Origin of the sequence: Achromobacter sp. UMC71 (assembly GCF_014170305.1) — a bacterium.
In the GTDB taxonomy this organism is placed as follows: Bacteria; Pseudomonadota; Gammaproteobacteria; order Burkholderiales; family Burkholderiaceae_B; genus Achromobacter.
Window position 1 is genome coordinate 74012 of the sequence record NZ_LZZT01000018.1, and the last position, 12349, is coordinate 86360.

The 12349-nt window shown below is 67.5% G+C and carries 13 protein-coding genes; 6 read left to right on the plus strand and 7 right to left on the minus strand.

Annotation, left to right across the window (positions count from 1 at the left end; all coding sequences use genetic code 11):
* Positions 1-12 precede the first annotated feature (12 nt).
* Positions 13-483, plus strand: coding sequence for a DUF1854 domain-containing protein (locus A9974_RS09550; RefSeq protein ID WP_183003862.1), 471 nt, complete (start codon positions 13-15; stop codon positions 481-483).
* 52 nt (positions 484-535) lie between these two features.
* On the opposite strand, the gene A9974_RS09555 is transcribed toward A9974_RS09550, so the two are convergent.
* On the minus strand, positions 536-1675 hold the full coding sequence (locus tag A9974_RS09555; RefSeq protein ID WP_183003863.1) for a GNAT family N-acetyltransferase: 1140 nt from the start codon (positions 1673-1675) through the stop codon (positions 536-538).
* 86 nt (positions 1676-1761) lie between these two features.
* Between A9974_RS09555 and A9974_RS09560 the strand changes: the two genes are divergently transcribed.
* The 5 genes from A9974_RS09560 to A9974_RS09580 all read left to right on the plus strand — a co-directional run bounded on the left by A9974_RS09560 (position 1762) and on the right by A9974_RS09580 (position 6048).
* Positions 1762-2598, plus strand: a complete 837-nt coding sequence (locus tag A9974_RS09560) for a ferritin-like domain-containing protein (protein WP_183003864.1) — start codon at positions 1762-1764, stop codon at positions 2596-2598.
* Positions 2599-2603: 5 nt separating this feature from the next.
* A complete protein-coding gene (locus A9974_RS09565; RefSeq protein WP_183003865.1) occupies positions 2604-3320 on the plus strand; it encodes an MOSC domain-containing protein in 717 nt (238 codons plus the stop codon).
* Entirely contained in the window at positions 3317-4513 is a 1197-nt protein-coding gene (locus A9974_RS09570; protein WP_183003866.1) for a lytic murein transglycosylase, read from the plus strand. Before A9974_RS09565 ends, A9974_RS09570 begins: the two co-directional genes overlap by 4 nt.
* A 111-nt stretch (positions 4514-4624) precedes the next feature.
* Positions 4625-5038 (plus strand): YidB family protein, encoded by a 414-nt coding sequence (locus A9974_RS09575; RefSeq protein ID WP_183003867.1) that lies wholly within the window; start codon positions 4625-4627, stop codon positions 5036-5038.
* Positions 5039-5070: 32 nt separating this feature from the next.
* Positions 5071-6048 carry a DUF4434 domain-containing protein gene (locus A9974_RS09580; protein WP_255468111.1) on the plus strand — a complete coding sequence of 326 codons (978 nt, stop codon included), beginning with the start codon at positions 5071-5073 and terminating at the stop codon, positions 6046-6048.
* A gap of 19 nt (positions 6049-6067) precedes the next feature.
* On the opposite strand, the gene A9974_RS09585 is transcribed toward A9974_RS09580, so the two are convergent.
* From A9974_RS09585 to A9974_RS09610, 6 genes are read right to left on the minus strand one after another with little or no spacing between them, the layout of a single operon-like run.
* Entirely contained in the window at positions 6068-7198 is a 1131-nt protein-coding gene (locus A9974_RS09585; protein ID WP_183003868.1) for an acyl-CoA dehydrogenase family protein, read from the minus strand.
* A 9-nt stretch (positions 7199-7207) separates the two neighbouring features.
* Complete coding sequence (locus A9974_RS09590) at positions 7208-7894, minus strand: alginate O-acetyltransferase AlgF (protein ID WP_183003869.1); 687 nt, start codon at positions 7892-7894, stop codon at positions 7208-7210.
* A complete protein-coding gene (locus A9974_RS09595) occupies positions 7891-9366 on the minus strand; it encodes an AMP-binding protein (RefSeq protein WP_183003870.1) in 1476 nt (491 codons plus the stop codon). Before A9974_RS09595 ends, A9974_RS09590 begins: the two co-directional genes overlap by 4 nt.
* A 22-nt stretch (positions 9367-9388) precedes the next feature.
* The gene (locus A9974_RS09600) at positions 9389-9628 is read right to left on the minus strand and encodes an acyl carrier protein (protein WP_183003871.1); all 240 of its coding nucleotides are present in this window, start codon (positions 9626-9628) and stop codon (positions 9389-9391) included.
* Between the two features lie 25 nt (positions 9629-9653).
* A complete protein-coding gene (locus tag A9974_RS09605; protein WP_183003872.1) occupies positions 9654-11234 on the minus strand; it encodes an MBOAT family protein in 1581 nt (526 codons plus the stop codon).
* A gap of 6 nt (positions 11235-11240) precedes the next feature.
* Positions 11241-12347: a cell division protein FtsQ gene (locus tag A9974_RS09610; protein WP_183003873.1), complete on the minus strand. Its 1107-nt coding sequence runs from the start codon at positions 12345-12347 to the stop codon at positions 11241-11243.
* Positions 12348-12349: the final 2 nt, after the last annotated feature.

Below are 12349 nucleotides of genomic sequence, written 5' to 3' on the forward strand. Positions count from 1 at the left end.
GAGATAACCGTCATGACGCTTCCCGTTTTTCAGCTGCGACGCAATGCGTTCGGGCGTTTGGTGTACCAGGGCGCCGACGGCGCTATGCACGAAGGGGTCATCCCGGTGCGCGCCTTTCCGATCAGTGAAAGTGATCGCGGCCTGTCGCTGGTGACCAGCGATGGCCGCGAGCTGCTGTGGATCGAGCACCTGTCCGATGTGCCAGCCGCCGAGCGCGCGCTGATGGAAGAAGAACTCGCCGGCCGCGAGTTCATGCCTGAAATCCGCAAGCTGATCAGCGTGTCGACCTTTGCCACGCCCAGCACGTGGAAAGTGGACACCGATCGCGGGCCCACCTCGTTCACGCTGCGCGGCGAGGAAGACATCCGCCGCCTGACCCAACACACCTTGCTGATCGCCGACAGCCACGGCATCTTCTATCTGGTGCGCGACGTGCTGTCGCTGGACAAGCACAGCCGCAAGCTGCTGGACCGCTTCCTCTGATTGCCCGTGCATAGGCTCGGACCGTTGCGCCTCGCGGCGCAGGTCCGGCGCGTCAGTCCGCCGCCGGCCGCTTGAACGGCGTGTGCGCTTCCAGCTCACCCAGGTAGTCGCCCACCGCGGCGGTTTCCTCGTCCAGGAACGCCTGGATCGCGGCCGCGAAGCGCGGGTCGGCCACCCAATGCGCCGACCATGTTGGCGTGGGCAGCAGCCCGCGCGCCATCTTGTGTTCCCCTTGCGCGCCGCCCTCGAAGCGCGTCAGGCCGTGGGCGATGCAGTAGGCAATGGCCTGCAGGTAGCACGTCTCGAAATGCAGCCCCGGCACGTATTCCGTCGCGCCCCAATAGCGGCCGTACAGCGCGCCGCCACCGGCCAGGTTCAAGGCCGAGGCTACCGGCTGGCCGTCGCGTTCGGCCAGGATCAGCACGAAGGCGTCAGGCTGGTCGCGATGGGCGCGGCGGAAGAATTCGCGGTTCAGGTAAGGCGGATTGCCGTGGTTGAAATAGGTGTGGCAATAGCACTGGTAGAAGAAATCCAGGTCTTCGGGGCGTATCTGTGCGCCGCTGGTCCAGCGGAATGCCAGCCCGGCCTGCGCGACTTTCTTGCGGTCCTGGCGGATCTTCTTGCGCTTGTCGTGGCTCATCGTGGCCAGGAACGCGTCGAAGTCCGCATAGCCGGCGTTGGTCCAATGAAACTGCACGCTTTCCCGGATCATGAAGCCGGCCTCGCGCAGGGCACGCATGTCGGCCTCGGCGGGAAATAGCAGGTGCAGCGACGACACCTGGATTTCCTCGGCGAACGCGACCAGGCCGCGCATCAGCGTGTCGCGGTCTTCGTCGGTGGCGGCCAGCAGGCGCGGGCCCGTGACGGGCGTGAACGGAATCGCCGACAGCAGCTTGGGGTAATAGCGCAGGCCATGACGCTGGAAAGCGTCGGCCCAGGCGTAGTCGAACACGTACTCGCCGCGCGAATGCGATTTCAGGTAGAGGGGCGCGGCGCCGGCCAATTCGTCACCGCGCCATAGCGCCAGGTAGTGCGGCGCCCAGCCGGTGTCCGGCGCGGCGCAGCCCGTGTCGTGCAGGGCGCACAGGAACGCATGGCGCAGGAAGGGCTGGTCGCCGGCCAGGGCGTCCCATTGCCGTGCGTCGATGCGGGACAGGTCGGTCTCGATGGTCAGGCGTAGCGGTGAATCCATGGGCGAATGATAAAGTCTTCGTCAGCGCGTGGCGCATTGTCATTGTTTTTCGGGCGGCCGCGGGCCGCCCGGTACCGGGAATCATCATGGACAGCAATTCGATCCCTCCCGCCGACGGGAAGGGTCCGGACGGGCACGGCGCGGCCTGCCTGCGCGCCCAGGCGTTGCACGCGCTGGCGGCCACGGCCTGGCCGGACAAGCTGGCGCGGGTGCGCGCCATCGGCTGCGACGCCCCGCTGGACCGTGTCCGGCAATACACGGCGCATGCCGAGCTGCCCGGCCGCCCCGCCGCCCCCGAACGAGTGCCGCCGGCCCAGGTGCCGCATCGCTCCATGGCCACCCTGGAAGGCCGCGCGGCGCTGCTGCATGCCCTGGCCCATATCGAATTCAATGCGGTGAACCTGGCGCTGGACATCATCTGGCGTTTCGCGGGGATGCCCGATGCGTTCTATCGCGACTGGCTACGCGTGGCCCACGAAGAGGCCAGCCACTTCGATCTGCTGAACCAGCGCCTGGCCAGCCTGGGCTATGCGTATGGGGATTTCCCTGCGCACGACGGCCTGTGGGACATGGCCGAGCGCACGCAGGACGACCTGCTGGCGCGGCTGGCGCTGGTGCCGCGCACACTGGAAGCGCGCGGACTGGATGCCTCGCCGCTGATCCGCAACAAGCTGGCCGGCGCGGGCGACGCGCAAAGCGCAGCCATCGTCGACATCATCCTGCGCGACGAAATCGGCCACGTGGCCATCGGCAACACCTGGTACAAGCAGTTGTGCGCAGAGCAGGGCCGCGAACCCGTGGCCTGCTATGCCGAGCTGGCTGCCCGCTACGGCGCGCCGCGGCTGCGCGGCCCCTTCAATCTCGAGGCGCGCCGCGCCGCCGGCTTTGACGAAGCCGAATTGACCGCGCTGCAGGCGGATTGAACATCATGCGCATCGCTATCGACACCCTGCTGACCGGCGCCGTGCGCCCGCTGGGCAACTCCGGCCGCGACAGCGGCATCGACAAGCAACCGGTCCCGGGCCGCCTGTGGCTGGGGCCGGAAGGACTGCAGGGTGATGAACAAGCTGATCGCCGATTTCACGGCGGGCCCGAAAAAGCGCTGCACCACTACGCCCGTGAACACTATCCCGCCTGGCGCGAAGAACTGGGCCCGCGTGCCGTGCTGGATGCGCCGGGCGCCTTCGGCGAAAACCTGTCCACCACGGGCATGACGGAAAGCGATGTGTGCGTGGGCGACGTGTTCGCCGCCGGCGATGCGCTGATCCAGGTATCGCAGGCGCGCCAGCCGTGCTGGAAGCTGAACCACCGCTTCGATGCGCCCGGCATGTCGGCGCGTGTGCAGGCCAGCGGCAAGACGGGCTGGTACTACCGGGTGCTGCGCGAAGGCTGGCTGGCGCAGGGCGACACGCTGTCGCTGCAAGACCGGCCGCATCCGCAATGGACGCTGGCGCGGGTGCAGGACATTCTCAACCGCCGCGTGTTGGACGCCGCCTTGCTCGGCAAGCTGGCCACGCTGCCCGAACTGTCGCCCAACTGGCGCGCCCTGTTCGAAAAGCGCGCCCGCCTGGGCGAAATCGAAGACTGGAAGCGCCGCCTGGAAGGCGACGCGGCCGAACCCTCTGGAGCATCCCCCCGTTCATGAAAACGTCTTTCGCCGCCGCCTTGACCGCCACCGCGCTGGCCCTGCCGTTTGCCCCGGTGCAGGCCGCCGATGCCTTCGCGTCGTGCCTGGCGCAGTTGCGCGCCCCCGCTGCCAAGGCAGGTGTGTCCGGCGCCACCTTCGATACCCACACCGCGGGCCTGGCGCCCGACATGGCGGTGATCGGCCTGCTGGACGCACAGCCTGAATTCAAGACGCCGATCTGGGACTACATGGCGGCGCTGGTCGATGACGAACGCGTGGCCGATGGCCGGGCCGGCATGGACCGTTGGCGCGCCGACCTGGACCGGGCCGCATCCCGCTATGGCGTGGACCCGGCCACCATTGCGGCGGTGTGGGGCGTGGAAAGCAATTACGGCCGCACGCTGGGCGGACGGCCGCTGCTCACGTCGCTGTCGACGTTGTCGTGCTTTGGCAGGCGGCAGGCGTATTTCCGCGGGGAATTCTTCGCCGCGCTCAAGATCGTGCAGGACGAGCACATCGCGCCCGAAAAACTGACCGGTTCTTGGGCGGGCGCCTTCGGCCAGACCCAGTTCATGCCCTCGACCTACCTGCGGCTGGCGGTGGATTTCGACGGCGACGGCCGCCGCGACCTGATCGACAGCGTGCCCGACGCCTTGGCGTCCACCGCCAATTTCCTCAAACGCGCAGGCTGGAACAGCAACCTGGATTGGGGCTACGAGGTCAAGCTGCCGGCGGGGCTGAACACAGCCGGGGCGGGGCGCAAGAACAAGCGCCCGCTGTCATCCTGGGCGGGCCAGGGCGTGACCCGCGCCGACGGCAAGCCGCTGCCGCCCGGCGACACGCCGGCCGGGTTGTTGCTGCCGGCCGGCCGCCAGGGGCCGGCGTTCCTGGTGACCCGTAATTTCGATGCACTGTATTCCTACAATGCGGCGGAAAGCTATGGGCTGGCGATTGCGCATCTGTCCGACCGTCTGCGGGGCGGCGGCCCGCTGGTGCAGGCCTGGCCGACAGACGACCCGGGCCTGTCGCGGGCCGAGCGGCGCGAGTTGCAGCGCCTGCTGATTGCCCGGGGCTATGAACTCGGAGAACCCGATGGCATGATCGGCGCCCGCACCCGCGAAGCCTTGCAGGCGGCGCAGCGCCAGCTGGGCCTGCCGGCGGACGGCCGGGCCGGGCAGAAGGCGCTCAAGGCGCTGCGTGGCGGGGGCTGAGCGCGCCGCGAAAGACAAGTTTTGCAAAGTTCGGTGACCGGGCCGGCGGGATGACAGGATTTGCGCCGGCGTGGGCCTATACTGGATTTCCGATTTTCCTGGAGCACGGCGATGAGTCTATTGGATACCTTGGCCTCGATGGCCGGCGGCGGTCAGCAAGGGGGCTCGGCCTCGTTGCTGCCTGCCCTGATCGAACAACTGAACAAGTACCCCGGCGGCCTGTCCGGCCTGATCGCCAGCTTCCAGCAGGGCGGCCTGGGCGAGATCGTCTCGTCGTGGGTGGGCAAGGGGCAGAACCTGCCCGTCAGCGCCGACCAGCTCGGCCAGGTGCTGGACCCGGGCGTGGTCAGTGAACTGGCCGCCAAGACCGGCCAGGACACCAACTCGGTGCTGGGCTCCCTGTCCTCGCTGTTGCCGCAATTGGTCGACAAGGCCACGCCCGACGGCGCCGTCCAGCCGGGCCACACCTTCAATCCGACCGACCTGCTGGCCTCGCTGTCCGGCCTGTTCGGCAACCGCGGCTGAATGCGGTCAGGAACACGCTCCTGACGCGCCCGTTGCCCCAGTCCGTATTACGCCGGCGCCTGTTGCAGGCGCTGGCGGTCGGCGCGCTTGCGCCCCTGGCAGCCTGCGCGCCGCCGATCTCGCTGAACGCGACCTTCCTGCAGTTGTGGCTCAGCCACCTGGACCTGACTGCCGATGATTGGCGCCGCCGCATCACGGCCTATCGGCGCCTGGGCTGCCGCGAAATCTTCCTGCAATGGACCGGCCTGGAAGGCGGGCGGCCGGACGACTGGATGGCGCCCAAGGCCATGCTGGACGCGATTTTCGACGAGGCCGAGCGCAGCGGCCTGGGCGTGCACGTGGGGCTGCCCTACGACCAGCGCTGGTGGAACATCCTGGCCTCGCCCGATGACACGGCGCTGGCCGCCTACCTGGACCACACCCGCGACCGCGGCGTGGCCTACATGCAAAGCGCGGCGTGGTCCAAGCGCCGCAATTTCCGCGGCTGGTACCTGCCGTACGAATTAGAGCAGTACAACTGGTCGAGCCCCGAGCGCCAGGCCTTGCTGGTGTCCTGGCTGGACGCGTTCAGCCGCGCCGCGCTGGCCACCAGCTACCGCGTGCCGACCATCTCCACCTATTTCAGCCGCCTGGGCGGCGACGGCTCGCTGACCAAGTTATGGGCGCGGGTGCTGGACCACGTGCGTATCCACCCCATGATCCAGGACGGCGTGGGCGTGGCAGGCCTGGCAAACTACCAGTCGCTGGAACCGCTGCATGACATGCTGCTCAAGCGCCGGGCGCCGTTCGACCTGGTCATGGAACTGTTCGAGGAATTGCCTTCGGGCAGCACCGACGGCACTACCTTCAAGGCACGCTCGGCCGACTTCGACCGGGTCAAGCAGCAGTGGGCGGTCGCGCGCGGTTACGGCGCCAAGCGCGTGGTGGCGTTCACGGTGGATCCGTGGGTCATCGGCGATACGCCCGAAGCCCAGGCGCTGATGCGCGCCTGGATGGCGGCGCGTGTCTGACACGGCCGCCTGCGGGCGTTCAGACGAAGCCGCGGCCGATGATTTCCCGCATGATTTCGCTGCTGCCGCCGAAGATGCGCAGTGCGCGCGCATCCACCCAGGCGCGGCCGATGCCGTATTCCGCCATATAGCCATAGCCGCCGTACAGCTGCAACAGGTCATCCAGCACCGTACCCTGCATTTCGGTGGCGTTGAGCTTGGCGATGGCGGCGGTGGTGGAGTCCAGTTCGCCAGCCATTTGGCGGGCCAGGCAGTCGTCCAGGAACACCCGTAGCATGGTGCTCTGGGCGCGCGCGCTGGCCAGCTTGAAGCGCGAGTTCTGGTAGTCGATGACGCGGCGGCCGAAGACCTTGCGGTTGCGGGCGTATTCAGCGGCTTCATCCAGCATGCCTTCCAGCGATGCCCCGGCGCGTAGTGCGATTGCCAGGCGTTCGCGCGCCAGTTCCCGTGTCATGTATTCGAAGGCGGCGTGCTCCTGGCCCAGCAGGCAGTCGGCGGGCAGGCGCAGGTCATCGAAATACAGCTCGCAGGTGTCCTGGCAGTGCTGGCCGATCTTGCTCAGCGCCGGGCCCTTGGTGAAGCCCGGCAGGCCTTCTTCGACGCAGAACAGCGACAGGCCGCGCGCGCCCAGGTCGGGATCGGTGCTGGCCAGCACGACGCAGAGGCCGGCATTGACGCCATTGGTGATGAAGGTCTTCTGGCCATTCAACACGTAATGGTCGCCGTCGCGCCGTGCGCGGGTGCGCACGGCTTTCAGGTCGCTGCCCGCGCCGGGTTCGGTCAACGCGATGGCGCCGATCAGTTCGCCCCGGGTCATGGCGGGCAGCCAGCGTTCTTTCTGGGCGGTCGTTCCGAGGGTGTCCAGGTAGGGCGACACCATGTCGGAGTGAATCGAAAAGCCGATGCCCAGGTAGTTCGAACGCGCCAGCTCTTCGATGACGACGGCGGCGTGGCCGAAATCGCCGCCCAGCCCATAGGGGTCGGGCAAGGCGCAGTTGAGCAGGCCCTCTTCGCCCGCGCGGCGCCAGAGCGTACGCGGCACGATGCCGGCCCTTTCCCATTCGGCGTAATGAGGGGCGATCTCTTCGGCGATAAAGCGCCGGACCTGGTCGCGGAAAAGCTCGTGGTCATCCCTGAATACGCGGCGCATGCGGCCTCCTTACTTGCTATAGGGATCCGTGGCGCTGACTTGCCCGCTCAAGGTGGGGGCGGTGGGGCCGCCAGTGAGAAACAAGCTGTAGTGGTCGCCGGGCTGCAGCGCGGGCAACGGCAAGGATGGCGAAAGCACCGTGCCGCAGCCGGCCGCCAGCGATGCGCTGACGGGGTTGATGGCCCGTGCCGCCGAGGCGCCGGGTTTCACTTCCTGGAACAGGGTCGGGCCGCTCGGGCTGACCGCCAGCGTGGCGCCGGGGCAATCAGCCGCCAGGTTGTAGAAACGCAGTTCGGCCTTGAGCGCGTCCTGCGCGCCGTTGCTGTCGTCCACCAGCGCGTAGGTGACTTTGACGCCGTCGCGGTGCATCACCAGTGTGCTGAAGGTATCGGGCGCCACCTGCAGGCTGGCGACCGGCTTGCCGTCGACCAGCACATTGAACGCCTGGTTGCCCTTGACGATGGCATAGGTGCTGGCCGGCTTGGTCGGCCCGATTTCCTGCGCCGGGCCGTTGGCGATCTGTACGCGGAACGGACCCACCTCCGGGTTGACCACCCGAACGAACGACGATCCGGCGGGCGGCCGCGCGGCGTAGAGTTGAGCGAATGCGCCCTCGGCATGCGCGGCGCCGCCGCCGGTGGCCAAGCCCAGCGACAATGCCACTGCCAGGGTACGGAAACGAACGTAACGGGTCATGCTTGGGGCTCCGGTCTTTTGCTCAGGCGGACCTCCAGGTACAAGCGTTCAAGTTGCTTGCGGTCCGCCTTGTCGGTGCTGGTTGTCGGGAACCGGTGGCACGCCAGCAGTTCGGACGGAATCATGTAGGGCGGCAGCCGGCGGCCCAGGGCGGTCTTCCAGTCCTGCAGCGCCGCGGGCAGCGGTTGCAGGCCTGCGGGGCCGGCCTCGGCGGGTTCGACGAACCCGATCAATCGGATGATAGCGCCATCGGGCCTGCGCAGCGCAACGGTCGCGCCGGCCCGCGCGCCCGGCAGGGCGGCGATGGCGGCGTCGATCTCGGCCAGTTCGATGCGGTAGCCGTGCATCTTGATCTGGTCGTCGACCCGGCCCCGAAAAGTGACCAGATCCTGCGCATCGATCTCGCCCAGGTCGCCACTGCGGTAGCCGCGTTTGCCGTTGCGGGTGAACATGCGCTGCGCGTTCAGGTCGGGGCGGTTCAGGTAGCCCCGCATGACGTGGTCGCCGGCGATGCTGATTTCGCCGTTCTCGATGAACACCTCGGCATATGGCTTGGCGCGGCCGATGGGGAAGGGATTGGGCGCGCGGGCCCGCAGGTCGGCGTCGATCTCGACCCAGGTGGTCGAGCAGGTCGCCTCGGTGGGGCCGTAGGAGTTGATGATGCGCACATCGGGAAAGCGCCGCCAGAGTTCTTCGGCCAGCGTCGGCGTCAGCGACTCGGCGCCGAACACGAAGACGCGCAGCTGCGGCAGGTGGGCGCGGTCGAAGTCCGGGTTGAACAGCTGTTGGCGCACGAACGACGGCGTGGAGGCCCAGACGTTGATGCCGGTCGTGGCCAGGTAGTTCACGAAGGTGTCGCGCTGCGCGATGGTCTCGCGCGGGCACAGCACGCAGGCGCCGCCCAGTTCCAGGGCGCCGACCCAGTTGAACAGCGAGAAGTCGAAGCTGAACAGCATCTGGTCCATGAACGCGGGGGCCGGCCCCAGGCCCAGGCAGTCGCGGATCCAGCCCGCGAACAGCGAGACGCTTTCGCGTCCAATCTGCACACCCTTGGGGTCGCCGGTGCTGCCCGACGTGAACATGATGTAGGCCAGGCCAGCCTCGTCCAACGGCGCGGGCACCGCGCTGCCGGGGGCGAAGGCGCGGGCCTGGGCGTCGTAGCGCAGCCCGGCGTGCACCAGTTCGCCGATCCGGGCGATGCGTTCGGGCGGATTGATGACATCCACCGGCACGAACGGCACGCGCAGGCGCAGGCAGCCCAGGATCGCCACCAGGAAGGCCGCTTCCTTGTGGCCGGAGATCACCAGCGGCACACCGGCGGTGACGCCAGCTTTCCGCGCGGCCCGTTCCCAGGCTTGGGTCGCCGTCTGCAGTTCGGCCCAGGTCAATGCGCCCTGGGCATCCACCACCGCCACGGCGTCGCCGCCGGCAGCGGTATCCGCGAAATCGTAGGCGTTGAAATCGAAACGCATCGTCCAGCCCTCCCAGGAGATGTCAGGCGCGCGGGTGCTCCGCGATGAAGGCCGCCAGCGTATGCACCGACTCGAGGTGCACGTCGATCTCGGTCGGGGGGATCTTGCAGCCGAACTGACGTTCCACCGCCAGCGCCACATCCACCGCCGACAGCGAGTCGACCAGTCCGGATTCGATCAGCAGGGTATCGGGGTCGACCTTGGTGAGGATGATGCCTTCGATCAGGTCAGCCACCTTGGCTTCGATCTCGTTGATGTCCATAGCGTGCTCCGCGACCGCGCCGCGGTCAGAATTGGAAATAGAGGAACCGGGTTTCCTTGTGCAGGTTCACCAGGCAGAAAAAGAGCAGGACCAGCATGACGGTCAGCCACGCCAGGTTGGGACGCCAGCGCATCCAGGGGGTGGGCGCTTCCTGGGGCTTGAACAGCGCCGGCGAATAGCGGCCCAGGATCTGGTGCGCGTTCGGCGTGAACCAGGCGATGCCCAGCAGCACCACAGCATAGATCAGTTGCAGATGATGCCCGACGAGCACGCGCCAGGCGTCGCCCCAGGCCAGGCCGCCGACGTGCGCCGCCAGGTCCAGCGTTTCCATGCCGCGCAGGCCGATCATGCCTTGCATCAGCAGCATCGCGTCGCCTACGCCATGGGCGCGGAAGAACGCCTGCGCCACCAGCACGGCCACGAAGGTCAGCAGCACGCAGGCGGCGCGCTTGAACATATTGAGGTTGCGCGCGGCCGCGGGCTTTCTGCCCACCACGAAAATCCGCCAGGCGTGGTTCACCGACAGGTACATGGCGTGCAGCAGACCGAACACCAGGAACTGGAAGCCGGCGCCGTGCCACACGCCGGCCAGCGCCATCGTGAACAGCGTGGGGCTGACGATACTGCCGACGAAGCCGCCCAGCGTGCGCACGCCTTCGGCGCCCACGGGCAGGTTGCGGTTGGTGCGCCACTTGGACACGGCCATGGCCACCGGGTAGTACAGATAGGCCGTCAGGTAGCGCGTCAGCGTCATGTGCCAGCGCGCCCAGAATTCAATGATGCTGCCCGCCTTGTAGGGCGAATTGAAATTCAGCGGGAAGCTGATGCCGAACATCTTGGCCAGCCCCAGCGCCATGTCCGAATAGCCCGAAAAGTCGAAGTACAGCTGCAGCGCGTAGCAGAGACTGGCGCCCCACGCCCCCCAGAACTGCAGGTCGCCCGGCGCGGCAAAGCCCGCATCGGCATAGGGCGCGATGCCGTCGGCCAGCAGCACTTTCTTGGCCAGGCCGATGACGAACAGCATGCCGCCCACGGACAGGTTCTCGGCCTTGAAGCGGTAGTTCTCGGGCTGTGCGAACTGCGGCATCATCTCTTTGTGATGCAGGATGGGGCCGGCGATCAAGTGCGGAAAGAACGTCACGAACAGCACGTAGCTGAGCAGGCTGCGTTCCTTGACGACACCGGCGCGGCAGTCCAGCAGGTAGCCGATCTGGGTGAACGTGAAAAAAGAGATGCCCAGCGGCAGGATGATCGAATCCATGGTCGAGCTGGTCATGCCCAGGTCGGTCAGGAAGTTCAGGAGCGTCGCAAAGTACTTGTAATGAAACAGCAGCGCCAGGTCGGCGCCCACGCCCAGGCCCACGATCAGCCCTTGCAGCCGCGGTTTGGCGGCCGTGTGCAGGATCAGCAGGCTGACCAGGTAATTGAAAGCGATCGACCCGGCCAGCAGCACCACGAACTGCGGATTCCACCAACCATAGAACACGAAGGACGTCAGGCACAGCCACAGGGCAGCCAGCCGCAGATTCAACCGCCCGGCGCCGTAATACACGGCCAGCGTGACAGGCAGGAAGACCAGCAGGAACAGGTAGGAATTGAATAGCATCTCGGGTCAGGGCAGTCGGGCCAGCACGGATTTCTCGTCGTCGGTCAACGGCAGCGACAGCGCCATTTCCGAAAACTCCCAGATCACCAATTTCAGGCTCTTGGGCCATTGCTCGCGCTGCTTGAGCGCAACCAGCAGGGCGCCGGAGAACTGCCCGCCGTCCAGGCTCAGGTTCCAGACCTCGCGGCCCAGTCCCTGACCCAGGCGTTCGGCGAAATTGCTGCGGCGGCCATTCGAGCTGCCTGCCAACAGGACTTCCACCGGCGGTGTCTCGTCCAGCAGGCCGCCGCCGCGGATCGGTTCGATCTTCTGTGGCGATGCCATATCCAGTTCGGGGCGCCAGCCCGGCCGCGCCTGTTCCAGTCCGGCCAGCACGATCAGGTCGCCCATGCGCGGTTGTGGCGGACCGGCTTTCTCCACATTGAAGGCCTGCGTGCCCGGGCCGTGCAGCAAGGGCAGGGCGGCGTGCGCCACCGCCGCGGCCGCGGCCTGGGCGCCGGTCGCGTTCATGTGCACGTCGGTGCGGAAAAAGCGCGGCGCCTCCGCCGCTTCCAGGGGCTGGCGCAGATCCACGAAGGGCACGCCTTGCACGCGCAGCGCGTCCTGCCAGGCGTCGACGGTGCGCCGCATGGGCAGCGACACGGTCTGGCCGCACAGATGGTCGGCTTCGATGCGCGACTTGTCGGGCACCGCCACGACCAGCACCTGCACCTGTTGCTGGCGCAGTGTTTCGACCCAATGGCGCATCAGTCGCAGGCGTTGGTCGAACACGTGCACGCCCGGCTGAGGCCGCAGGCCATCGCGGTAGAACAGCCATTGCGGGCAGCCCATCGCGACCTGGTCGCCCAGATGGCCCAGCACGCGGTAGCGCACCGAGGAATTCCAGGTATCCAGGTCAGCCTGTCCGGGCAGGCGCAGCGATTTGTTCAGCGCCGTGCCCGCAGTGCCGTTCATCCAGGCGGACGGCGCGACGTCCGCGGCGGTGAGCTTGGCCTGCAACAGGCACCAGGCGCCCCAGCCCAGGCCAAGCGCGAGCAGTATGCCCAAAACGATGGCGTGCAGCCGGTGTCCGGGAACGGCGACGGGCAGTGCCGCCTTGTCCGCTTGCGCCACGG